This window comes from Methylobacterium sp. WL119 (genome assembly GCF_008039875.1).
Classification (GTDB): domain Bacteria; phylum Pseudomonadota; class Alphaproteobacteria; order Rhizobiales; family Beijerinckiaceae; genus Methylobacterium.
On sequence record NZ_VRUU01000020.1, the window covers coordinates 1 to 22,762 of the forward strand.

Here is a 22,762-nt window from a genome sequence, read left to right on the forward strand (position 1 = left end):
GGCCTGCGCGCGGGCGATCGCGGCGCGGACCGCGCCGGCGTCGGAGCCGACGAGCCCGACCTGCCCGTCGATCACCGCCTCGGGGGTGTACGAGCCGCCGCCGAGCCTTTCGGCGTAGGCCGCCTGCCGACGGGTCGCCGCCGGCAGGGCGAAGGTGTCGCGCCAGTCGAGGTGGTCCCAGTAGGTGACGTGGAAGGCGAGCGGCAGCACGGCGCCGCCCTCGCGCGCGATCTGCCCGAGCAGCGCCTCGGCCGGCGGGCAGGACGAGCAGCTCTGCGAGGTGAACAGCTCGACCACCACCGGCCGCCCGGCCGCGTCCGCCGGGGAGACGGCGGAAGGGGAGAACGGGGCGCCGAGCAGGGCGGCGAGGAGCGCGAGCGAGATCGTGCGACGCATGGCAGGTCTCCGGACGGGTGCGATGCCGTGCCCTTCGCGGCGCGGCCGGGCCAGTTACCCGGGCTTACCCCTCGGTCTCCTCGCCGGCCGGCTTGTCGTCGTCGCGGGCGCGGTGGAGCAGGAAGATCGAGGCCACCATGGTGAGGATCAGGCCGGCGAGCACGCCGAGCTCGATCATCGAGGCCTGGAACAGGGCCGCCTTCTCCTGCGACCAGTCCTTGCCGTGCATGATCTCGGAGGATTGCAGGGTGATCACCAGCACCCGCCGGATCGAGGCGATCAGCCCGACGATCAGGAACGGCTCGCAGGTGAGCTTGCCGGAGCGCATCGAGACCCGCACCGTGTGCAGGATCTCCACCAGCATCAGCAGGAACAGCAGCCGGTCGACCACCTCCAGGGTCTGCGCGGCGCCCCCGAGCGAGCGCAGCGCCTCGAAGGTGAGCCCGACGGCGTCGACCAGCGCGATCAGCGCGGTGAAGGCGAGCAGCAGGCCCAGGGCCGCGTAGATCGCGTGCTCGGTGTGGAGGAAGACGAAGCTCGACGCGCGGGTCAGGCGCCCCTGCGATTGCGGATCGTCGGCCATGGCGTGCCTCCCGGACGCGTCTTCGTTCCGATGAGACAGGATCGTGCGGCCGGCGTCCAGCGGAAGCTTGGCGGCGGGCGGGGATCGCGGGCGTCCGCGCGGCGGAACGGTTTCCGGGATGGTCCCGTTGCTCTCGTGCAACATAGGAGAAAGACATGCTGACCGGCGGCCTGCTGTGGCTCATCGGGATCCCGATCCCCGTCATCCTCCTGATCTGGTTCTTCTTCCTGCGCGGCCGCTGAGGGCGGAGGGCGCTCCGCACGGGACCGCTCGGCGTCCCCGTGCCTTCCCCGTCCGCGCGTGCTTGCGTTGTCCGTGCCCGCAGCGGAAGCACCGCAACGAAAAGGGCCGGCGCGCCTCGCGCGCACCGGCCCCGAACGCCTGCGGATCGCGCTACTTGGTGATCTTCACCGAGACCGGGTCGCTCGACGGGAAGGTCTCCTCGAGGGCGTCGTCGAGGCGCTCGCCCATCTTGTCCTGCTGGTTGGCGGGGTTCTTCTCGTCGCCGGGCTTGGCGCTGCCCTGCTGGAACCCCGGCTTGTCCGCGCCCTGCGGCGTCTTGGTGTCGTCGGTCATCGGGGCTGCTCCTGCCGTCACGAGGCGCCGAGGGCGGCGCCGGTGCCGGATCAACGCGAGGCGGCCCCGGGTGTTTCACGCCGCGTCGGCCGGGGGGCGGCGGCGCGCGAGGTCGCCCGGCCCGGCGCCGCCTCGCGCAGCACCGCCTCGTAGACGCCGGCGAGGCGGTCGAGATGGGCGTCGAGGGTGAGCGGCGCGGCCCAGTAGCGGGCATGCGCGGCCCGGCCCATCGGGGCGGCGAGCGCGTCGTCGGCGAGCCGGCGCAGGTGGGCGGCGAGCGCGTCCGGGTCGCCGGAGCGGAACAGGAAGCCGGTCTCGCCGTCGACCACCGCCTCGCGGCCGGCGCAGGCGTCGCTCACCACCACCGGCGTGCCCAGCGCCAGCGCCTCGTAGACCGTGAGCGGCTGGCCCTCGTACCAGACGCTGGGAAAGACCAGCGCGCGGGCGGCGCCCATCAGCGCCTGAACGCCGGCGGCATCGCGCCAGCCGAGCATCGCGGCCTCGGGGTAGCGCGCGGCCAGCGCCGCCCGCTGCTCGCCGTCGCCGACGAAGACCGCGCGGATGCCGGCCCGCCGCGCCGCCTCCGCGAAGATCGGCGCGCCCTTCTCGGTCGAGATCCGCCCGACGAACAGAAAGTCGCCCGGCGCCCGCTCGGTCATCGGCCGGTGCGCCACCGCGATCGGGTTGTCGACCCGGTGGAAGCGGGTCCCGCGCGGCAACAGCGGGCCGACCACCCGCTCCTGCAGGTCGCTGATCGTGATCACGTGGCGGAAGAGCGTCGGCAGCTCCGCGACCTGCGTCATGCCGAGGTGGCGGACCACCCGCGCGAGCTTGCGCGGGAAGCTCTGCGCATCGCAGTTCGTCGTCAGGCACGCGCCCGACATCGGCGTGCGGTGGCAGATCGCGGCGGCCGGATATTCGTAGAACCCCCCGGTCGGGCAGACCAGGAAGAACTCGTGCATGGTGTAGAGCAGCGGCAGCCGCGCGCGCCGCAACGCCACGCCGATCGACGGCGACAGCGCCTTGGCGAAGGCGTGGACGTGGACCACGGTATCGTCGGGGTCGCACGTCGCCAGTTCCGCGGCGAGCGCGCGGGCCGCTTCGCGGTTCCAGATCGCCTGCGCCAGGAAGGCGAGCTTGTTCGTCGTGGTCGAGATGTCGTCCTGGTTCAGGCAGACCACGCGGATGCCGGCGGCGGCCAGGCGCGGGTCGGCCGGGCCGCAGGCGGCGAACAGCGTCACGCGGGTGCCGCGGGCGGCGAGCCCGAGGGCCGAGTCGAGCGCGACCTTGGCCTGGCCGCCGTTGACGTAGGCGTGGTCGGCGACGAGGACGACGTGCACGAGGCGGCTCCCGCTCCCTGGATGTCCCCACGTTTACCGGACCGCAGTTGATCCCACGTAAACCTCGGGCACGCCGCCGATCTGCGGTTGTTCCCGCTCGGATCGTCCCCGCTCGACCGCCTGATCTCTCGATCTCCTGCGCCGGTGTCGCCATGCACGTCGTGATCCTGGCCGAGTTCGCGAGCCCGAGCGGGGGCGCCGAGAAGGTCGCCGTCGAATCGGCCCGCGGGCTGGCCGAGGCCGGGCTCCGGGTCACCTACGTCCAGGGCGTCGCCGGCCCGGTCGACCCGCTGCTCGACCATCGCAACCTCACCCGGATCTGCCTCGACCTGCCCGACGTGTGGGCGCGCAACCCCGCCGCCGCGGCGGTCGCCGGCATCTGGCACGCCCGCGCCGCGCGGGCGCTCAGCGACGCAATCGGGCGGATGGCGCGCGCGCCGGACGTCGTCCACGTCCACCAGTGGACCCGCAGCCTGTCGCCCGGGATCTTCCCGGTGCTGCTCGCCACCGGCGCCCCGGTGGCGCTGACGCTGCACGACTACTTCCTGGCCTGCCCGAACGGCGTCTACTACCGCTTCGACACGGCCGAGCCCTGTGCCCTCGCGCCGATGTCCGCCGCCTGCATCCTGGCGCCGTGCGATGCCAGGAGCCGCCTGCACAAGCTGGTCCGCGTCGCCCGCACCGCGGCGGCGCGGCGGGCGGTGTCGGGACGCGGGCTCCACGTCGTCCACGTCTGCGACGCGAGCCGCGCGCGGATGGGCGCGATGCTCGGCGGCTATGGGCTCACGCATCACCGCATCGACAACCCGGTGCGGGTCGCCCCCGGCGCCCCGGCCGCGCCGGAGCGGGGCGACGCCGTCGCCTATGTCGGGCGCCTGACCCGCGAGAAGGGCGCCGACCTCGTCGCGGCGGCCGCCCGCGAGGCCGGCCTGACGGCGTTGCTCGTCGGCACCGGGCCGCTGGAGGCGGAGCTGCGGGCCATGCCCCACGTCGAGATGCTGGGCTGGCAGGCGCCGGAGGCCGTGCAGGCGGTGTTGCGCCGCCGCGCCCGTGCGCTCGCCGCGCCGTCGCGCTGGTTCGAGACCGGGCCGCTCACCGTCTACGAGGCGCTCGCCGCCGGCATCCCGGTCGTCGCCTCCGACCGCTCCGGCGCCGCCGAGAAGGTGCTGGACGGCACGAGCGGCTTCGTCGTGCCGCCCGAGCCCGCCGCCCTGTCGGCGGCCTTCGCGCGCCTCGCCGACGACGCTCGCGTCGCCGCGATGGGCCGGGCCGCCCACGGCCGCTTCTGGGCCGCGCCGATGACCATCGCCCGGCACGCCGAAGCCTCGGCCGCGCTGTATGCCGGCTTGCTGCGCACGCGGCGTGACGCGATGCAGCACGCATAGGCCGGCGCGGCGCCCGACCCGCGCCCGCCCGGAGGACGATGCGAAGCGATCGGCCGATCAGATCAAGTTTCCGTGCGGTTTCGCGATCCCCCACGACGTCACGATCGCGCCGTCGTCGCCATCGTGCCCCTGTGCCCGACGGATGATTGCAGCAACATCGGGGGCAATCTGTCAGGTGTGGCGCTTGGTGGGGTCTCGGATCGATGCCGAGGCTAGCGTCTCTGCTTAATAAGCGCGGCTTTCGCCTCGAAAAGCGGCGTCTTGACTTATTATTGCAATGCAACATAAATCCGCCTCGCACGGGCGATCGCTTCGAGACCGCCGGTGACGACGCCACCCGAGGAGCCGATTCATGCAGACCCCGAATTTCGAGATCCCGACCGAGATGCGCGATTTCGCCGAGAAGAGCGTCGACCAGGCCCGCACCGCCGTCGGCACCCTGATGGGCAACGCGCTCAAGGCCGCCGAGCAGGTCCAGAGCTCGGGGCTCAACCTCCAGTCCTCGATGCAGGCCGCCGTCGCCAAGGGCTTCGACCACGCCCAGACCAACGCCAACGCCACCTTCGACTTCGCGCAGAAGCTCGTGCGCACCAAGGACCTGCGCGAGGCCTTCGAGCTGCAGTCCGAGTTCGTCCGCAGCCAGATCGCCGCGATGCAGGCGCAGGCCAAGGACCTCGGCGCCCTCGCGCAAAACGCCGCGCGCTGAGCCGCCGCTCGGCCCCGTGCGGGGCCGAGGATCTTCCGCCGCGCACCGGCGCGGCGGCCCCGGCCTCCGGTCGGCACCGCGGCTGGATCGTCCGGTCTCGCGGCCGTCGCGTCGGGGTGCCGATCCGCGGGCGCCGATCGCCGCCGCACCCCCGATGCATTGCGCCGGCCGGCAACTGGACTACGTTCGGCCCGTGCGATTCGGGCTCGAACGGAACGACACGCGGACGGCCTCAAGGGATCTCGACGATGGGCAAGCAACGGACGCCGCAGGGACGATCGACCGGCCGCCGCTCCTCCTCGACCCCGCCCGGCACCCTGCAGGGCAAGACGGGTGAGGCCAAGACGGGTGAGGCCAAGGCGGGTGAGGCCAAGGCGGGTGAGGCCAAAAGCGCTCGCGCCGCCGCGCTCGAGGCGGCGCTGCACCCGCCGGAGGAGTCGTTCCCGCCGGTGCCCTCCGAGGCGCCTCCCGAGCCGCTTCACGCGCACCTGATGGACACGGTCTCGCCCGAGGCCCTCGGCACCGCGACCGGCACCCCGACGTCGGCGCCCGAGCCGGAGGCCCCCCCGGCCGAGATACCGGTCCCCGCCGACGCCAACCTGGCCGAACCCGCCTTCGCCGAGATCCCGAATCCCGAAGCGCCGCCGGTCTCCGAACCGGAAGTTGCCGGCCCGGCTGCGGACACGGCGCCCGCACCTATCGATGAGCCCGTGCCTGCCGACGAGCCCGCGCCGGTCGCGGCCGCCGCGCCGGAGCCGGAGGCTCCGCCCGCCTACACCAACGTGGTCCCGCTGAAATCCGCCGCGCCGGCGCGGCCGCCCGAGCCCCGGGCGGCGCCCCAGCCCGGCGAGGCGCCGGTGCAGCTGTCGGACGGTGCGCTGCCGTCGCCGGCCTCCTGGCGCGCCGGGCGCCGACCCGTCCCGGCCCTGCGTCAGGACCTCGAAGGCCTCGGCGAGACCCTGTTCGCCTTCATGCGCGACGAGAGCTCGGCGGTGCTGACCCATCTCAGCGCGCTGAAGGACGCGCGCTCGCCGGCCGACGCGATCCGCCTGCAGGTCAACGAGATGCAGCGCGTCGCCGACGCCTCGCTCACCTGCTGGAGCGAACTCGCCCGCCGCGCGACGCGGATCGTCGGCCACCGCTGAGGCTGCCGCGCCGCCGTCCGCTCGCCAACGCGCGGATCCCGGCAAATCCGACGCGTCGTCGCGCCGAAGGCGAGCCCGGGAGCCAGGACCGCCGGTCGCGCCCCGATCGGTCTCGTCGGGGGGGGGCGGATCCCGGGTTCTGTTGCGCAGCCCCGGGATGACGGAAAGGAGCCGGTTCGGTTGGCGCGCGGCATCCGTGCACGAGACCGCCGGCGGCGGAACGTCCCTGTCGCCTCCCGGTCACAGCCGCTGCCGGAATGGAGCTTGGCCGGAAACCTCCGGTTAACCATGTCGCTCCTATGCCGTATCGGAGGCTCGGGAGGCCGACCGATGCTGCGATCCGCGCGCCTGATCCGTTCCGCGATCCTGACGGCCGCCGTCGCGCTCGCCGCGATGCCCGCCTGCGCGCAGAACGGCGACCGGGCTCCGCCCGCGGTGGCGATCGCGGCCGACCTCGCCGCCTCGCCCGCGGGCACCAAGCTCACCCTCACCCTGTCGAAGCCGGTCGATGCCCGCGCCTTCGTGATGGAGCGCCCGGACCGGGCGGTGATCGACCTCGCCGAGGTCAACTTCCAGCTCGCGCCCGAGACCGGCCGCCGCCGCGAGGGCCTGGTGCAGTCGTTCCGCTACGGGCTGTTCGCGCCGGGGCGCTCGCGCATCGTCGTCGATCTCGCCGGCCCCGCCACCGTGGGGCGGATCGAGACCGCGACGCGCCCGCGCGACGGCGCCGTGATCCTCACCGTGCCGTTCCAGCGCGCCGACCGCGAGAGCTTCCGCAAGGCGGCCACCGCCGGCGACCTCGCCCCCGCGGCCGGCAAGGCCGTGGCGCCGGCCGAGCCCGCCGACCGGCGCCCGCTCATCGTGGTCGATGCCGGCCACGGCGGCATCGATCCCGGCGCGATCGCGGTCGGGGGCGTGTTCGAGAAGGACATCGTCTTCGGCTTCGCCCAGGCGCTGGTCGCCCGGCTCGAGGCCGGCGGCCGCTACCGGGTGGCGATGACCCGCGACCGCGACGTCTACGTGCCGCTGTCCGAGCGCGTGCGCATCGCCCGCGACGCCAAGGCCGACCTGTTCGTCTCGATCCACGCGGATTCGATCTCGTCGGCGCCGCAGGTGCGCGGCGCGACGATCTACACCGGCTCGGAGAAGGCGACCGACAGCGAATCTGCCAAGCTTGCCGAGCGCGAGAACAAGGCCGACGCCGCCGCCGGCGCCGAATCCGGCGACGGGCCGCCCGAGATCGCCGACATCCTGCAGGAGCTGACGCTGCGCGAGACCCGCGGCTTCTCGTCCGGCTTCGCCAAGACCCTGATGGGCCAGCTCGGGCCGGTGATGGAGATGAGCACGAAGCCGCACCGCGAGGCCGGCTTCAAGGTGCTGCGCTCGCCCGATGTGCCGAGCGTGCTGGTCGAGCTCGGCTACCTGTCGAGCCAGCGCGACCTCGACCTGCTGCAATCGGCCGAGTGGCGCGCCTCCGTCACCGGCTCGATGGCCAAGGCGATCGACCAGTTCTTCGGCAACCGGGCCAGCCTGGTCCGCCCGGTGGTGCCGAACCGCCGCTCGGCGGCAATCGCCCCAGTTTCACCATAGATCCGGTGTCGATACGGGGCACTCGAGACCCCGTCGCGCCGTCCATTCTTCGGTCATCGTCGGCGGGGATCTTCCAGGCTGCGGGCATGCCGGATCGGCGTGCGCCTCGCGGGCAGCCCCGACCCCCCTAGCCGAATGCGCTCCGCGCGCGGCCGAAGAAACCGACGGACGGGAAACCGGATGCGCCTCATCCTTCGCTTCTTCGGCTTCCTGTTCAGCGCCTTCGCGGTGCTGTTCGTGATCGCGGCCGCGGGCGGCGCGTTCTTCTACTGGAAATACAGCCAGGACCTGCCGGACCACGCCGTGCTCGCCAACTACGAGCCGCCGGTGATGACCCGCGTCCACGCCGCCGACGGCTCGCTGCTGGCCGAGTACGCCAAGGAGCGCCGGCTCTACCTGCCGATCCAGGCGATGCCGAAGATCATCGTCGCCGCCTTCCTCTCGGCCGAGGACAAGAACTTCTACAAGCACGGCGGCATCGACCCCGAGGGCATCGTGCGCGCGGCGCTGACCAACGCCAAGAGCGGCAAGCGGCAGGGCGCCTCGACCATCACCCAGCAGGTCGCGAAGAACTTCCTGCTCTCGAACGAGCAGACCTTCGACCGCAAGATCAAGGAAGCGCTGATCGCGCTGCGGATCGAGGCGACCTACTCCAAGGACAAGATCCTCGAGCTCTACCTCAACGAGATCTTCCTCGGCACGATCGTGCCGGGCCGCAACCTGCACGGCGTCGCCGCCGCGGCTCTGGATTATTTCGGCAAGTCGGTGCACGAGCTGACGATCAACGAGGCGGCCTACCTCGCCGCGCTGCCGAAGGGGCCGAACAACTACCACCCCTACCGCAAGACCCAGGCGGCGCTCGACCGCCGCAACGAGATCATCCGCCTGATGGCGGAGAACAACTACATCACCAAGGAGGAGGCGGACGCCGCCAAGAAGATGCCGCTCGGCGTCAACCCGCGCGTCGCCTTCCCGAACGCCGCCAACGCCAACTACTTCACCGAGGAGGTCCGCCGCGAGATCTCCGAGCGCTACGGCGAGAAGAAGCTCTACGAGGGCGGCCTGTCGGTGCGCACCACCCTCGACCCGAAGATGCAGGCCCTCGCGCGCAAGGCGCTGGTCGACGGCCTCGTGCGCTACGACCAGTCCCACGGCTGGCGCGGCCCTGTCACCAAGGTCGACCTGACCGGGCGCGACTGGGGCATGGCGGCGGCCGAGGTGAACGCGCTCGGCGACGTCGCGCCGTGGCGGCTCGCCGTGGTGCTCGGGCAAGGCGGCGGCGGCGTGCAGATCGGCCTGCAGCCCAAGCGCGAGGCCTCGGGCCAGGTCGCCAAGGACCGCGACACCGGCACGATCCCGCCGGACGGCATGCGCTGGGCCGGCCGCCCGAACCTCGCCGCCGGCGACATGATCTACGTCGAGGCGATGGATGGCGGCCGTGGCCAGTACCGCCTGCGCCAGAAGCCCGAGGTGTCCGGCGCCATCGTCGCGATGGACCCGAACACCGGCCGCGTGCACGCGATGGTCGGCGGCTTCTCCTACGACGAATCCGAGTTCAACCGCGCGACCCAGGCGATGCGCCAGCCCGGCTCGTCGTTCAAGCCGATCGTCTACTCGGCGGCCCTCGACAACGGCTACACCCCGTCCTCGATCGTGCAGGACTCGCCGATCACCATCGAGGCCGGCCCCGGCCAGGAGGCGTGGACGCCCTCGAACTACGACGGCAAGTCCGGTGGGCCGCACACCCTGCGCTACGGCATCGAGCACTCGAAGAACCTGATGACGGTTCGGCTCGCCAAGGACGTCGGCATGCCGCTGATCGCCGAGTACGCCCGCCGCTTCGGCGTCTACGACGACATGCTGCCGGTGCTGCCGATGTCGCTCGGCGCCGGCGAGACCACCGTCATGCGGATGGTCACCGCCTACTCGATGCTGGCCAATGGCGGCCGCCGCATCCGCCCGACCCTGATCGACCGGATCCAGGACCGCATCGGCGAGACGATCTACCGGCACGACAACCGCAAGTGCGTCGGCTGCGATGCCGAGAAGTGGTCCGGGCAGGACGAGCCGAAGCTGGTCGACGATTCCGAGCAGGTGCTCGACCCGCTGACCGCCTACCAGATGGTCTCGATCATGGAGGGCGTCGTGCAGCGCGGCACGGCGACGATCCTCAAGCAGATCGGCAAGCCGCTCGCCGGCAAGACCGGCACGACCAACGACGCCAAGGACGCGTGGTTCGTCGGCTTCTCGCCGGACCTCGCGGTCGGCATCTACATCGGCTTCGACAAGCCGCGCTCGCTCGGCGACCGCGCCACCGGCGGCGGCCTCGCCGCGCCGATCGCGCTCGACTTCCTCAAGGTCGCCCTCAAGGACAAGCCGCCGACCCCGTTCCGGGTGCCGCCGGGCATCAAGCTGATCCGCGTGGCGCTCGGCTCCGGCATGCGCGCCGGATCGGGCGAGGGCGCCGGCACCATCCTCGAGGCGTTCAAGCCCGGCACCGCGCCGCCGGATTCCTACGTCGCCCCGGCCGGTCAGGCCGCGGCGCCGGCCACCGTCCCGGCGGATGCCGACCGCGCGGTGCAGGCCGGCGGGCTGTACTGAGCGGGATGCCTCTCTTCCCTCCCCCGCTCCAGGGGAGAGGGACGTAGTTCCGATGCGGAACAAAAAAAGCCGCCCCTGACGGGCGGCTTTGAAGTCTCAGGGAGGCATCAAACAGAGCGGGACGGAGGTCTCACTCGACATCCAGACATCTGGAATGCCCCGACATTCAATCGAAAAAGTTAACGCGCGGTTAACGATCCGGCGTTCCTCAAATCATCGCCCGGTTCGACCGGGCCGACATCAGTATCGGCGGCCGCTCAGGCGGCGAGGCTAGTGAAGAGACCACGCCCGTCGGTGCCGCCGACCAAGCCTTCGACGAAGTTCTCAGGGTGCGGCATCATCCCGAGGACGTTGCCGCCCTCCGAGTAGATCCCGGCGATGGCGTTGAGCGAGCCGTTGCGGTTGGCGGCAATCGTCACCTGCCCGTCAGCGTCGCAGTACCGGAACGCGACCCGGCCCTCGCCCTCGATCCGGGCCAGCGTCTCGGGGTCGGCGAAGTAGTTGCCCTCGCCGTGCGCGACGCAGACGTCGATGACCTCGCCCTTCGCGTAGGCGCCGGCGAAGCGCGTGTCGGTGCGCTCGACGCGCAGCGTCTGCCGGTGGCAGATGAAGCGGCGGTCGACGTTGCGCATCAGCACGCCCGGCAGCAGGCCGGATTCGCACAGGATCTGGAAGCCGTTGCAGATGCCGAGCACCAGCCCGCCGCGGGCGGCGTGCGCGCGGACCGCATCCATCGCGGCGGCGCGGCCGGCGATGGCGCCGCAGCGCAGGTAGTCGCCGTAGGAGAAGCCGCCGGGCAGGACGGCGAGGTCGGTGCCGGCGGGAAGCGCGGTGTCGGCGTGCCACATGGTCGCGACCTCGGCCCCGGCAAGCCGAAGCGCGCGGGCGACGTCGGCGTCGCGGTTCGAGCCGGGGAAGACGACGATCGCGGCGCGCATCACGCGATCTCGATCGCGTAGTTCTCGACCACGGTGTTGGCCAGGAGCTTCTCGCAGGCGGTCTTCAGCGTCGCCTCGGCGCCGGCCCGGTCCGCGGCCGCGACCTCGATGTCGAACACCTTGCCCTGGCGCACGCCCTCGATCGACGCGATGCCGAAGGACTTGAGCGCGGCCTCGATCGCCTTGCCCTGCGGATCGAGGACGCCGGTCTTCAGGGTGACGACGATGCGGGCTTTCATGATGGGCCACTCAGCAGGGTCTGGATCGGAAGAAGGCGGTGACGAACGTCGGGGCGGCCGAGCCGGGCGCGGGGATCGACACGGGACGTGCCGAGACCAGGCATCACCGGCGCGCGGCCCGAGGTGCCGTGCGCAGGGGCTCGATGCTGGTCGCGCGCTGCCAGAGCTGGAGCATGATCCAAGCCGCGACCACGCTGAACAGCCCCATCAGCACGTGGCCGACGGTGTCGCCGAGCTCGAACAGGCCGGCGATTGCCCAGCCCGCGGCGATCGCCACCGCGAAGACTTCCGTTCCCACCAGCACCATCATGCTGAGGATCGTGATCAGGTTGCGGGTGTTCACGAGGACCCCTTCCTCCGGCGGCACGGATGTGCGTCCCGCTTGCGAAGGCGGCAGTACCCCGATTGTCGCATCCTGTGCAACCGATAAGCGGAGGGCCGGGAGGCCCCCCGCCTCAGCGCGGCGCCCGCTTGGCGAGGATGCGCTGGAGGGTGCGGCGGTGCATATTCAGCCGCCGCGCGGTCTCGCTGACGTTCCGTCCGCACAGCTCGTAGACCCGCTGGATGTGCTCCCAGCGCACCCGGTCGGCCGACATCGGGTTCTCGGGCGGGTCGGCCCGCTCGCCGGGCTGCGCCATCAGCGTCCCGTGGATCTCGTCGGCATCGGCCGGCTTGGCGAGGTAGTCGAACGCGCCGAGCTTCACGGCGGTGACGGCGGTGGCGATGTTGCCGTAGCCGGTGAGGATCACGCCGCGGGCCTCGGGCCGGCGCTCCTTCAGGCGGGCGATCACGTCGAGCCCGTTGCCGTCGCCGAGCCGCATGTCGATCACCGCGAAGGCGGGGGCCCGCGCCTCGACCACGGAGACGCCCTCGGCCACGCTCTCGGCGACCTGGACGTGATAGCCGCGCGCTTCCATCGCACGGGCGAGGCGGGTCGAGAACGGCTTGTCGTCGTCGACGATCAGAAGGCTGCGGTCGGAAAACGCGGCGAGCGGGTCGGCGTCGTTGAGCGCCACAGCATCCGGGGCGCCCGACGAGCTCGATTGCGTCAGCATGAGAAGCTCCTCAAACATTTCGTTGTATTCGTTGAAAGTCTATATAGGCGCGACATCGCCCGCGGGCAGGGGTGGCCGGGTACCGAATTCGGGGGCATGACGGAGCGCCGCACCCCGCTCGAAGATGTGGCGCGCCCAGGAGATCCGGACCTGCGCCCCGTGCGTTCCCGGCTTCGAGGCGTTGGCCAGGGTGATCTGCGCGCCCGAGCGCTCGATCAGCGTCTTGGCGATGAACAGCCCGAGGCCGAGGCCGGCGCCGACCGTGCCGCCCTGGTTCTGGCCCGCCGTGCGGTCCGGGCTGCGGGTGGTGACGTAGGGTTCGCCCGCCCGAAGCAGAACCTCGGCGGAGAAGCCGGGGCCGTCGTCGCGGATCTCCAGGGTGACCCGGTCCAGGGTCCAGCGCCCCTCGATCACCACCCGGGCGTCGGCGAAGTCGACCGCGTTGTCGAGGATGTTGCCGAGCCCGAACATCACGCCGGCGTTGCGGCGGCAATCCGGCTCCGGGGCGTCGCCCGCGCTCGATATGTCGAGGGCGATGCCCATTGCGCGGTGCGGCGCCACCAGCTCCTCGATGAGATGGCTGAAGCTCAAGGTCTCGAGGAAGCCGGCCCCGTCGCCGTCGAGCGAGGTGAGCTTCGAGAGGATGCCGCGGCAGCGGTCGACCTGCTCGCGCAGCAATTGCAGGTCCTCGGCGACGGCCGGCGGTGCGTCGGGACCGAGCTGGCGCACCAGCTCCTTGGTCACCACCATGATCGTGCCGAGCGGCGTGCCGAGCTCGTGCGCCGCCGCCGCCGCCAGCCCGTCGAGCTGCGACAGGTGCTGCTCGCGGGCGAGCACCAGCTCCGTCGCGGCCAGCGCCTGGGCGAGCTGTCGCGTCTCCTCCGAGACCCGCCAGGCGTAGACGCCGGTGAAGGCCGTGCCGAGCAGGATCGCCGTCCACACCCCGGAGACGTAGAGGAACGGCAGCTCGATCCGGCCGTCGGCGAACCACGGCAGCGGGCGGTGGACGAGGGCCAGCAGCGTCGCCAGCCCGATCGCCAGCAGGCCGAGCGCCAGCGTCCGCTCCGGCGGCAGCGCGGTCGCCGAGATCAGCACCGGGGCGAGGAACAGCAGCGAGAACGGGTTCTGCAACCCGCCGGTGAGGAACAGCAGCACGGCGAGCTGCACGATGTCGAAGGCCAGCAGCAGCGCCGCCGAATCGGCGCTCAGCCGGTAGCTCGCCGGGAAGCGGATGCGCAGGCCGAGGTTGAGCCACGACGAGGCGGCGATCGCCAGGAAGCACCAGCCGAACGGCAGCCCGAGCCCGAGCCCGAACTGCGCCCCGACCACGGCGGCGCTCTGCCCGGTGATCGCGAGCCAGCGCAGGCGCACGAACGTGTCGAGCCGCAGGTGGCGCGCGTCGCGGACGAAGCCGCTCGGATCGGTGTCGAGCATGATGTGTTCTACGATAGGGCCGCGGCCCCTCCCATCCAGGGCCCGCGACGCTCCGGCGGCCGCCGCGTCAACCCGCCTCGTCCAGCTCGGGGCCGCGGGTGGCGTCGAGGCCGGCGCCCGGGATCGGCGCGATCGGCACCGGCGCGCCGGTGCGGGCCGCCTCGTAGATCGCCTCCATCAGCACCTGGTCCTGCAGGCCCTCCTCGCCGGGGGTGCGCGGCCGGCGGTTCTCCTGGATGCAGCGCGAGAAGTGATCCATCTCCAGGGCGAACTGGTTCTTCGCGCCGAGCACCTTGGTGTCCTGCGACACCGCCTTGCCGTCGCGATGGGTGATGACGAGGCGCTGGCCGACATAGGCGAATGCGTTCTGCAGATCGATGTCGGCGCCGCCGGTATGCACCGTCAGGCGGCGCGATTCGTGGACGCCGTAGCTGGTCATGCACTGCGCCAGCACGCCGGAGGGGAAGCGCAGGGTGAAGCTCACGCTCTCCTCGACCTCGCGGAACTTCGGGTCGTCGGGCGGCGAATAGGTGTGCGCCTGGATCAGGTCGGGCTCCTCGCCCAGCAGCGCCCGCACGCCGTTGAGGCAGTAGAGCCCGATATCCGGCAACGCCCCGCCGCCGGACAGCGCCTTCTTCAGGCGCCACTGCTCCGGCAGGCCCGAGGTCTGGCCGTTGAAGGCCTGGATCATCCGCGGCTTGCCGAACTCGCCCGAGCGGACGAGGCGCACGACCTCGCGGTTGTAGGGCTCGTACTGGCAGCGATAGGCGATCATCAGCTTGACCTTGGCCTGCTCGCACGCCGCGATCATCGCGCGGGCTTCCGCGGAGGAGGCCGCCATCGGCTTCTCGCACAGCACGTGCTTGCCGGCCCCCGCCGCGGCGACGACGTCGTCGCGGTGCACCGCGTTCGGGGTGACGATGTAGACCGCCTGGATCTCGGGATTGGCCTTGAGCTTGTCCCAGTCGCCGTAGCCGTAGACCGCGCTCTCGGCGACGCCGTACTGCTTGGCCACGAGCTTGGCCTTGTCCGGCGTGCCCGACATGAGCGCCACGAGCCGCGAGCGCTTGGCCTCTCCGAGCGCCGGGAGAATCTCGTCGAGGCTGAGGCGCCCGAGGCCGACGACGCAGTAGCCGACCCGCTGGCCCGGCGGCTGCGGCGCGGGCGTCGGCGCCGGAGGCCGGTCCCCCTGGCCGCGCCAGTTCGGGAACTGCACGCGGCCGCCCTGAACCGCGCCGGTGTCGGCCGGCACCGTCGGGCCGGGCGTCGTCGCGGCGCGGGCCGCGTCCGCAGCCGCGAGCGCCGCGCCGGTGAGGGTGACGCCGCCGGCCCGCAGTAGGGTCCGTCGCGAGAGCCCGTGATCGTCTGCCATGCATCCCCGTCTCGGTCGGTGAGAGGCGGGGAAACCCGGGGCCTGATCGCAGGGTTCCGCCGGGCGCCGGCGCGCTCAGTGCAGCCGGTCGGGCGGGGCGGCCGCATTCCAGGCGGCCCGGGCCTCGGCCGCCGCCCCGTCCTCGCGCGCCGGTTGATCGAGGAAGGCGAGGCCCGCCTGGGTGCCGTCGCGCCAGACGACCTCGGCGCGGCGGGTCTCGTTGCGGCCGGTCACGTTGCGGCCGGTCACGGTGAGGTCGACGACGCGCGGCAGGACCACGTCCTCCGCGACGACGATGCGGGCGCCGGTCAGCGAATGGTCCCGCAGGCGGCACGGAGCCTCCGGCAGGAACGCCGCAAGGCGCAGGGTGCCGCCGAGGCAGGCCCGGCGGCGGTCGCTGTAGCGGCGCTCGATCTTGGGCGTCGTCAAGGTCACGAAAGTCATCCCGGCTCTTGTTGGCATTTCATCAATGCAAGGGAGCACGAAAAGCTTCGTCTCGTCAGGTATAAGTGATGGTTAACCCTAACGGCGCCGGGCAGGCATGCGGCCGTCACCGGGCCGGCGGCGGGTCCGGCGCCTCGACGCCGCCGCTGCGCTGGAGCTGGAGCGCGACGAACCAGCACAGGGCCGCCCAGGCGGCGCCGATGCACCAGCCGGCCAGCACGTCGCTCGGCCAGTGGACGCCGAGGTAGATCCGGCTGATCCCGACGAGGAGGGTCATGGTGACGCCGAGCGCCAGCACCAGCGCCTTGACGCGGCGGTAGCGGTCGATCCGCGCGAGCAGCGTCGCCAGGGTCAGGTAGGCGATCGCCGACATCATCGCGTGGCCGCTCGGGAAGCTCGCCGTGAACACGTCCATGCCGTGCGGCACCAGGTCCGGCCGCGGGCGATGGTAGAACAGCTTCAGCACCGTCGAGACCAGCTCGCCGCCGCCGACCGCGCCGATCACGAACAGGCCGACCCGGCGCTTGCCGGACAGGGCGAGGTAGGCCGCGACCGACGCCGTCAGGAACACGATGGTGAAGACGCTGCCGAGCCCGGTGATGTCGCGCATCGTCTCCTCGAGCCAGCGCGGCCCGATCGGATCGGACAGGTCGGCCGGGTTGCGCAGGGCGAGCAGGATCTTGCGGTCGAGCGCCTCGGTCGAGCCCTCGCCGACCTCGTGCGCCAGGGCGAAGAAGGCGTAGCCGAGCCCGCTGACGCAGATCAGCGCCAGCAACGGCCCGACCTCGTTGAGGCGCAGCCGGAGCCAGACGGAGGTGGCGTGGGACAGGAACGGGATGCGCCGCAGCGGGGCGGGGGGGCTCATCGCGCCGTGCCCGATCGATCGCGGGCGCCGTGGGGAGGATTCATCGAGACCATCACGCGTTCTCGCCGAAGGCGAAGCGCGCCCGCTCGGCCCAGGGACCGCCGAGGTAGCGCCACAGGCGGGTGGCCGGCGCGGTGAAGCGGAACGGCGCGAAGTCGTCGGCGAGGGCGGCGTGGAGCGCGCGGGCGGTGTCGGGGTCGACCTTGTTCTGCACGGTGACGTGCGGGCGCCAGCCCTGCTTGTCCTGGGCGGTGAGGTGGGCGTCGAAGGTCTTGGCGAGGCGCGCGCGGAAGGCGGAGAGCGGCTCGGAATCGAGGACGTAGGCCACGCCGCGGCCGGTGAAGCGCAGCCCCGTCACCGCAACCTCGGGCGGCGGCACGGTGCGCGCGAGCAGCGCGATCGTCTCGCGCACGCCCGCCTCGGCGGCGCCGGGCAGGTTGTGGAACAGCGTGGCGTGGGCCGGGATGCGGTTGAGCGCCTTCGGGAAGTGCCGCCGCCGCAGGCCGTCGAACCGCGCGAACGTGTCCGCGTCGAACTCGAGCGTCAGGATCAGGGGCGCCTGCCGGGCGTCCTGTCCCGGCTCCTCTTGCTTCAGCGCATCTTGCGTCGGCGTCTCTGGCATGCGGGCTTCCTGTCGCGGCCGGACGGAGATGGCGCGGCGCGCGATCAGGTCCAGTAGAGGATCCGCGCCGCGGGCAGGTCGCGGGCGAGCGCGGCAAACAGCGTGTCGCGCATCGACCGCATCAGCTCCTTGGGGAAGACGTACTTCACCGAGCCGAACTTGGTGAGCTTCTTCGCGCGCTCGGCCTCGTCGAGCGGGAGGTCGGAGCCCGGGTACCAGCCCTGGAGCACCTGCTTCGAGCCCGGGGTGAAGCGGTGGGTGATCAGCTCGGCGGTGAGGTCGAGGTCGGGCACGTCGGCGAGCGCCGCGGCGGCCTCGCGGATCAGCCCGGCATAGCCGGCCTCCCAATCCGGCACCGGCAGGATCGGCGCGATCGTGAGCCCGACGGGATAGCCCGCCAGCGCCACGGCCCGCATCGCCTGGAGCCGCGCGTCGAGGCTCGCGGTGCCGCCCTCGTAGCGCGTCGCGGTGCGGGCGTTGACCGAGAACCGGATGCGGGTGCGGCGGTTGTGCGGCAGGTCGAGCAGCGGCTCGACCGCGGCGAACTTGGTGGTGAAGCGCAGCTGCACCGGCGCCTCCCAGGCACCGAAATGCCGGATCGCCGCCGAGAGCGAGCCGGTGAGGTGCTCGATGCCCAGCGGATCGGTGTAGCACGAGGCCTCGAAGGTGGTGCCTTCCTGCGCCCGCTCGGCCTGCGCCGAGGTCACCGCGCCCTGGCCGAGATAGGCGCCGAGATTGGCCAGGATCGCGTCGAGGTTGGCGTAGGCCCGCGTCACCGGCGGCCCCGACAGGGAGCCGGCGAGGTAGCAGTACTGGCAATGGGCCGGGCAGCCCTCGGCGAGGTCGAAGCGCCAGTCGGCCGAGGGTGGGATCGGCTGGAGCCGGAGCTTGGTCGGCGGTGCCACGACGAGGGCGAGCGTCGCCTTCGCCTCGATGTAGGCCCGGCGCGGGTCGGCCTGGCGCAGGCCGGTGAGGCGGTTGGCCGTCAGGCGCTCGACCGTGAGCCCGAGCGCTTCCGCGCGGGCGAGCATCGCCCGGCCGTGCGCGTGCTCCAGGGCGGCCGGCGTCGCCAGGACGCGCCGCGGACGCCACAAGCGTGCCGGCCGCGCCGTCGACGAGACGGCCGGCGCGGGCGGCGGCGAAAGGACGGGCGGCGAAAGCACGGGCGGCGAAAGCACCGGTGGCGCGAGGGTCTGGGCGGGCTCCATGAGGGCCGAACGCCCCGGCACCCGTGCCGGCTCCTCACTTCCGCCGGGCGCGGCCTGCGGCTAAAGCACCGGCCATGGCCCCGAAGCGTTCGCCCGTCCCCCCCGTCCGGGAAACCGTCCACGAGGGGCGCGACGGCTGGCTGTTCCTCATCGGCGGCAGCAACGACGTCATGCAGCGCTACCGCGGGACCCTGCGGCAGTGGTGGACCCTGCGCGGCTGGACCCGGCTGATCACGGCGCGCGCCGCCCGCGCGGCCGGGCTCGGCATCCGCTGCGTCCAGCTCATCGTGCCGGAAAAGCTCTCGGTCTACGATCACAAGACCATCGACCTGCGCTACGACCCGGCCCGGGCCTCGACCCGTCGCCTCGCCCGCAAGCTCGCGGGGCAGGCCACCTATCTCGACCTGCTCGGCCCGTTTCGCGCGGCCCGCGACGGGCCGGTGCCGCTCTACCTCAAGACCGACACGCACTGGTCGGCCGAGGGATGCCTGCTCGCCTATCGCGAATTGATGCGGGCGCTCGCCGCGGTCCCGCCGGCCGACATCGGCACCCGGCCCGTCCTCGTGACGGAGCGGGTGATGGATCTCGGCGCGAAGCTGCCGGGCCGGCCGGCCGAGCGCCTGGTGCGCCCGCAGATCCACCGCGACGCGGTGCGCGTCGAGACCGGGGCGCTGCTCGCGGCCTCCGAGGAAGCGGGAACCGAGGTCGACCTGCATGTCGGCGCGCACGTGGTCTACCGCAACGCCAACCCCGCCGCCGACCCGCGGCGCGTGGTGCTGTTCGGCGATTCCTACGCGCATTTCGCGCCGATGCTGCTCACCGGGCTGCTGGCCGAGAGCTTCGCCGAGGTGCACTTCGTGTGGTCGTCGAGCTTCGACTGGGCTTACGTCGAGCGGGTGCGCCCCGACATCCTGCTGTTCGAGCTGGCCGAGCGCTTCCTCGCCCGCCTGCCCGCCGACGACTTCGACGTGGCCGCCGGGCGCCGGGCCGGCGCGGCCGGCTAGAGCATTCTCCGCGATCCCCGGATCACGTGGAATGCTCTCCCGTTGCAAGATCGCGTCAGGGGATCGGCTGGCTCAGGGTGGTTTCGACGAGGACGTCGTCGGTCTGGGCCGCGAGGTAGAGGTCCGGCGTCCACGCGATGCCGAGGAGCAGGACGACGATCGCGAGGAGGCCGGCCAGGCCCAGCGTCACCCCGTCGGCCTGCCGCCGCAGCGCGTGGATCGCGGCGCATCCGGCGGTGAACATGGCCGCCTCGGCGGCGGGGATCGCGAGGGCAAGCGACATCGGGCCTTCTCTCCGGACGTTTCGGCGGGATCGTGCCACCCGTCTCACGGTCCGGCATCGAATGCGAGATGCCGAGGCCTGCGCGGGGCGACGACCGAGGGAGACATCCAAGCAGGAAACGGGCTAAGTGCACCTCACAAAACCCCCGACCTCCGCGGCCGTTCACTATGTCGGCGACGCCACGACGGGGGGGTTGTGAGAGGCACCAAGCCTGCCGCAACCTTTCCCCCTCGCCGCGTCGCCCTCCCGACGGACGGCGCGACGCGCGAAACAACGGATCGCACCCATGGGATTGCTCGTCGACGGCGTCTGGCAGGATCAGTGGTACGACACGGCGTCGACCGGCGGCCGCTTCGAGCGCAAGGCCTCCGCCTTCCGCAGCTGGGTCACCGCCGACGGGTCGCCCGGCCCTTCGGGCGAGGGCGGGTTCAAGGCCGAGCCCGGGCGCTACCACCTCTACGTCTCGCTCGCCTGCCCGTGGGCGCACCGCACCCTGATCGTGCGGGCGCTGAAGGGCCTCGAGGACGCGATCTCCGTCTCCGTCGTCGACCCGCACATGGGCGCCGAGGGCTGGGTGTTCGGCGACAGCCCCGGCGCCACCCCCGATCCGATCCACCATGCGACGCGGCTCTACGAGGTCTACCGCGCCGCCGACCCGCGCTATACCGGCCGCGTCACCGTGCCGGTGCTGTGGGACCGCGAGCGGAAGACGATCGTCTCGAACGAATCGGCCGAGATCATCCGCATGCTCGACGGGGCCTTCCACGGCGGCGGGCCGGACCTCTGCCCGGACGACCTGCGCGGGGAAATCGATGCGGTGAACGCCCGGGTCTACGACCGGGTCAACAACGGCGTCTACAGGGCCGGCTTCGCCACCGCGCAATCCGTCTACGCGGAGGCCTTCGCCGCGCTGTTCGCCGAGCTTGACGCGCTGGACGCCCGCCTCGACCGGTCGCGCTACCTGTGCGGCGCTCGGCTCACCGAGGCCGACATCCGGCTGTTCACGACGCTGGTGCGGTTCGACGCGGTCTATGTCGGGCACTTCAAGTGCAACCGGCAGCGCATCGCCGACTACCCGAACCTGTCGAACTACCTGCGCGACCTCTACGCCCTGCCGGGCGTCGCCGGGACGGTGGACCTCGTCCACATCAAGCGGCACTATTACGAGAGCCATCCGACCATCAACCCGACGGGCATCGTCCCGGTGGGGCCGGCGCTGGACTTCGCCGCGCCCAACGACCGGGCCCTGCGCTTCGGCGGGTGAGGCGAACGCGCGCCGGGCTCGACGGATGCGCGCGGCGCGTTAGATCGGACAGCATGACGCTCGCACACACCTCTCGCCGCCTCGCCCTCGCCCTGCTCGCCGCGCCCTTGGCGCTGTCGGGCCCCGCCTGGTCCCAGGCCGCGGTGCAGCTCGACGGCACCTGCGAGAAACTGACGATCGAAGGGAAGGACGCCACCTCGGCCTGCAGGCCGACCCTCGGGAACAGCGCCGAGCGTCGGCGCACGACCTTCGACTTCACCACCACGGACGGGCGCACGCTCAGCTTCAGCGGCACCGGCGCGCAGCAGGAGCGCACCGAGGAGACCGACCCGCTGCAGCCGATCAACCTCGTCACCACCGGCACGTCGAGCGACAAGGGCATCGTGCGCAACCCGACCCCGGCGGTCGGCGCCTGCACCTTCTCGACGCCGGCACCGGGCAAGACCACCATCGCCTGCGAGGCCTCGGCGCCGGACGGCCGCACCTTCGCCGGGACCTTCGTGACGCAGGCCAAGGCCGCCGCCGGCGCCCCCGCGCAGTAGGCCCGGCGTTTCGAGGGTCGGGGCGCACCGCGCGACGCGCTCCACCCTGGGATGCAGCGATCCGGTCTCGGCCCGGCACCGCGCGCGGGACGGCCCTCGGGGGCCGGCGAAAACGCGACGAAACCCGCGGATTTGCCCGATTCCGCCGCGCGAGAGCGCGCGCACCGCACTGGTCAGCCGCGTGCCCGAGTCCCATGTACCCGGTCTGGCGACATTTGGTTCCAAGGCCCGACACCGCATGCTGAACGACACGCTCGCGACGGACGCGCACCCGGGTGGGTCCGACCTGATCCGGGAGACCACCACGGCCGGTTTCCGGCAGGACGTCATCGCCGAATCGGCGAACCGTCCCGTGCTGGTCGCGTTCTGGTCGCCGCGCGCACCGTCGAGCAAGACGCTGCTCGCCGTGCTGGAGAAGCTCGTCCGAGCCGCCGCGGGCAAGGTCGTGCTGGTCAAGATGAACGTCGACGAGCATCCGGCGGTCTGGGGCCAGATCGGCCAGCAGCTCGGCCTGCAGGGCGTGCCCGCCGTGGTCGCCATCGACCAGGGCCGCCCGGTCGACATGTTCGAGGGCGCCCTGCCGGAAGCGCAGATCAAGACCTTCTTCGACCGTCTCGCCGGCCCGAGCGAGATCGATCAGGTGATGGCGGAAGCCGCGCAGGCGCTGGCGGAGGGCGACCTCGCCGGCGCCTCCGAGCTCTACGCCGCGGTGCTCGGGCAGCAGCCCGACAACGTCGCGGCCCTGGCCGGCCTCGCCAAGATCCAGCTCGACGCTGGCGAGCTGGAGAACGCCAAGCAGGTGCTGGCGATGGTGCCGGAGGCCAAGGCCGCCGACCCGGGGCTCGCCGGCATCCGCGCCGCGATCGTCCTGGCCGAGCAGGCCGCGGCGCTCGGCGACCTCGCCGGCCTGGAGGCGGAGGTCGCCGTGAACCCGGACGCGCACCAGGCCCGGTTCGACCTCGCCCTCGGCCTCAATGCCGGGAACGAGCGCGAGAAGGCGGTCGATCACCTGATCGAGATCATCCGCCGCGACCGGACCTGGAACGAGGACGGCGCGCGCAAGCAGCTGCTCCAGTTCTTCGAGGCCTGGGGCCCGATGGATCCGGCCGCGATCCGCGGACGGCGCAAGCTCTCGACGCTGCTGTTCGCGTGAGGGCGGATCTGCGGGTG

At 72.2% G+C, this 22,762-nt stretch carries 24 protein-coding genes; 9 read left to right on the forward strand and 15 right to left on the reverse strand.

Translation table 11 applies throughout. The features are described 5' to 3' along the window. From FV227_RS10285 to FV227_RS10300, 4 genes are all read right to left on the reverse strand, one after another. On the reverse strand, positions 1-396 hold a 396-nt coding region (locus tag FV227_RS10285; RefSeq protein WP_147858867.1), incomplete at its 3' end, for a DUF1223 domain-containing protein. 64 nt (positions 397-460) lie between these two features. After that, entirely contained in the window at positions 461-979 is a 519-nt protein-coding gene (locus FV227_RS10290; protein WP_147729856.1) for a phosphate-starvation-inducible PsiE family protein, read from the reverse strand. A 393-nt stretch (positions 980-1,372) separates the two neighbouring features. Next, on the reverse strand, positions 1,373-1,555 hold the full coding sequence (locus FV227_RS10295; RefSeq protein WP_147844753.1) for a hypothetical protein: 183 nt from the start codon (positions 1,553-1,555) through the stop codon (positions 1,373-1,375). Positions 1,556-1,605: 50 nt separating this feature from the next. Beyond that, positions 1,606-2,895, reverse strand: coding sequence for a glycosyltransferase family 4 protein (locus tag FV227_RS10300; RefSeq protein WP_147858868.1), 1,290 nt, complete (start codon positions 2,893-2,895; stop codon positions 1,606-1,608). 152 nt (positions 2,896-3,047) lie between these two features. Here FV227_RS10300 and FV227_RS10305 point away from each other — a divergent pair, with 152 nt between their 5' ends. From FV227_RS10305 to FV227_RS10325, 5 genes are all read left to right on the forward strand, one after another. Then, the gene (locus FV227_RS10305; protein WP_147858869.1) at positions 3,048-4,280 is read left to right on the forward strand and encodes a glycosyltransferase; all 1,233 of its coding nucleotides are present in this window, start codon (positions 3,048-3,050) and stop codon (positions 4,278-4,280) included. Positions 4,281-4,632: 352 nt separating this feature from the next. Beyond that, positions 4,633-4,986 (forward strand): phasin, encoded by a 354-nt coding sequence (locus tag FV227_RS10310; protein WP_147729981.1) that lies wholly within the window; start codon positions 4,633-4,635, stop codon positions 4,984-4,986. A 248-nt stretch (positions 4,987-5,234) separates the two neighbouring features. Further along, a complete protein-coding gene (locus tag FV227_RS10315; RefSeq protein WP_147858870.1) occupies positions 5,235-6,131 on the forward strand; it encodes a hypothetical protein in 897 nt (298 codons plus the stop codon). Between the two features lie 330 nt (positions 6,132-6,461). Further along, positions 6,462-7,721 (forward strand): N-acetylmuramoyl-L-alanine amidase, encoded by a 1,260-nt coding sequence (locus tag FV227_RS10320; protein WP_147728853.1) that lies wholly within the window; start codon positions 6,462-6,464, stop codon positions 7,719-7,721. A 180-nt stretch (positions 7,722-7,901) separates the two neighbouring features. Continuing rightward, positions 7,902-10,322 carry a penicillin-binding protein 1A gene (locus tag FV227_RS10325; RefSeq protein ID WP_147843715.1) on the forward strand — a complete coding sequence of 807 codons (2,421 nt, stop codon included), beginning with the start codon at positions 7,902-7,904 and terminating at the stop codon, positions 10,320-10,322. Positions 10,323-10,579: 257 nt separating this feature from the next. Here the strand turns inward: FV227_RS10325 and purQ are convergent, their stop codons facing one another. The 10 genes from purQ to FV227_RS10375 form a co-directional block, all read right to left on the reverse strand. Next, on the reverse strand, positions 10,580-11,260 hold the full coding sequence (gene purQ / locus FV227_RS10330; protein ID WP_147858871.1) for a phosphoribosylformylglycinamidine synthase subunit PurQ: 681 nt from the start codon (positions 11,258-11,260) through the stop codon (positions 10,580-10,582). Continuing rightward, the gene (purS, locus tag FV227_RS10335; RefSeq protein WP_147728648.1) at positions 11,260-11,499 is read right to left on the reverse strand and encodes a phosphoribosylformylglycinamidine synthase subunit PurS; all 240 of its coding nucleotides are present in this window, start codon (positions 11,497-11,499) and stop codon (positions 11,260-11,262) included. Before purS ends, purQ begins: the two co-directional genes overlap by 1 nt. Positions 11,500-11,602: 103 nt before the next feature. Continuing rightward, positions 11,603-11,842: a hypothetical protein gene (locus FV227_RS10340; RefSeq protein ID WP_147843713.1), complete on the reverse strand. Its 240-nt coding sequence runs from the start codon at positions 11,840-11,842 to the stop codon at positions 11,603-11,605. 112 nt (positions 11,843-11,954) lie between these two features. Continuing rightward, complete coding sequence (locus FV227_RS10345) at positions 11,955-12,554, reverse strand: ActR/PrrA/RegA family redox response regulator transcription factor (protein WP_147728650.1); 600 nt, start codon at positions 12,552-12,554, stop codon at positions 11,955-11,957. Positions 12,555-12,593: 39 nt separating this feature from the next. Then, complete coding sequence (locus tag FV227_RS10350; RefSeq protein WP_147728651.1) at positions 12,594-13,988, reverse strand: ActS/PrrB/RegB family redox-sensitive histidine kinase; 1,395 nt, start codon at positions 13,986-13,988, stop codon at positions 12,594-12,596. A gap of 67 nt (positions 13,989-14,055) precedes the next feature. After that, positions 14,056-15,360 carry a Gfo/Idh/MocA family oxidoreductase gene (locus FV227_RS10355; RefSeq protein WP_147858872.1) on the reverse strand — a complete coding sequence of 435 codons (1,305 nt, stop codon included), beginning with the start codon at positions 15,358-15,360 and terminating at the stop codon, positions 14,056-14,058. 75 nt (positions 15,361-15,435) lie between these two features. Then, entirely contained in the window at positions 15,436-15,795 is a 360-nt protein-coding gene (locus FV227_RS10360; protein ID WP_187274746.1) for a PilZ domain-containing protein, read from the reverse strand. Positions 15,796-15,910: 115 nt separating this feature from the next. After that, a complete protein-coding gene (locus tag FV227_RS10365) occupies positions 15,911-16,669 on the reverse strand; it encodes a phosphatase PAP2 family protein (RefSeq protein WP_147858874.1) in 759 nt (252 codons plus the stop codon). A gap of 52 nt (positions 16,670-16,721) precedes the next feature. After that, entirely contained in the window at positions 16,722-17,291 is a 570-nt protein-coding gene (locus FV227_RS10370; protein WP_147729497.1) for a 2'-5' RNA ligase family protein, read from the reverse strand. A 44-nt stretch (positions 17,292-17,335) separates the two neighbouring features. Then, positions 17,336-18,385: a spore photoproduct lyase family protein gene (locus tag FV227_RS10375; protein ID WP_147858875.1), complete on the reverse strand. Its 1,050-nt coding sequence runs from the start codon at positions 18,383-18,385 to the stop codon at positions 17,336-17,338. Positions 18,386-18,573: 188 nt separating this feature from the next. Here FV227_RS10375 and FV227_RS10380 point away from each other — a divergent pair, with 188 nt between their 5' ends. Further along, entirely contained in the window at positions 18,574-19,503 is a 930-nt protein-coding gene (locus FV227_RS10380) for a hypothetical protein (RefSeq protein WP_147858876.1), read from the forward strand. A gap of 55 nt (positions 19,504-19,558) precedes the next feature. On the opposite strand, the gene FV227_RS10385 is transcribed toward FV227_RS10380, so the two are convergent. After that, positions 19,559-19,786, reverse strand: coding sequence for a hypothetical protein (locus FV227_RS10385; RefSeq protein ID WP_147725639.1), 228 nt, complete (start codon positions 19,784-19,786; stop codon positions 19,559-19,561). A gap of 286 nt (positions 19,787-20,072) precedes the next feature. Between FV227_RS10385 and FV227_RS10390 the strand changes: the two genes are divergently transcribed. The 3 genes from FV227_RS10390 (at position 20,073) to FV227_RS10400 (ending at position 22,745) form a co-directional block, all read left to right on the forward strand. Then, a complete protein-coding gene (locus FV227_RS10390; RefSeq protein ID WP_147725638.1) occupies positions 20,073-21,050 on the forward strand; it encodes a glutathione S-transferase family protein in 978 nt (325 codons plus the stop codon). A gap of 53 nt (positions 21,051-21,103) precedes the next feature. Next, positions 21,104-21,592, forward strand: coding sequence for a hypothetical protein (locus tag FV227_RS10395; protein ID WP_147858877.1), 489 nt, complete (start codon positions 21,104-21,106; stop codon positions 21,590-21,592). 238 nt (positions 21,593-21,830) lie between these two features. Continuing rightward, complete coding sequence (locus FV227_RS10400; protein WP_147725637.1) at positions 21,831-22,745, forward strand: co-chaperone YbbN; 915 nt, start codon at positions 21,831-21,833, stop codon at positions 22,743-22,745. The last annotated feature ends 17 nt before the right edge of the window (positions 22,746-22,762 follow it).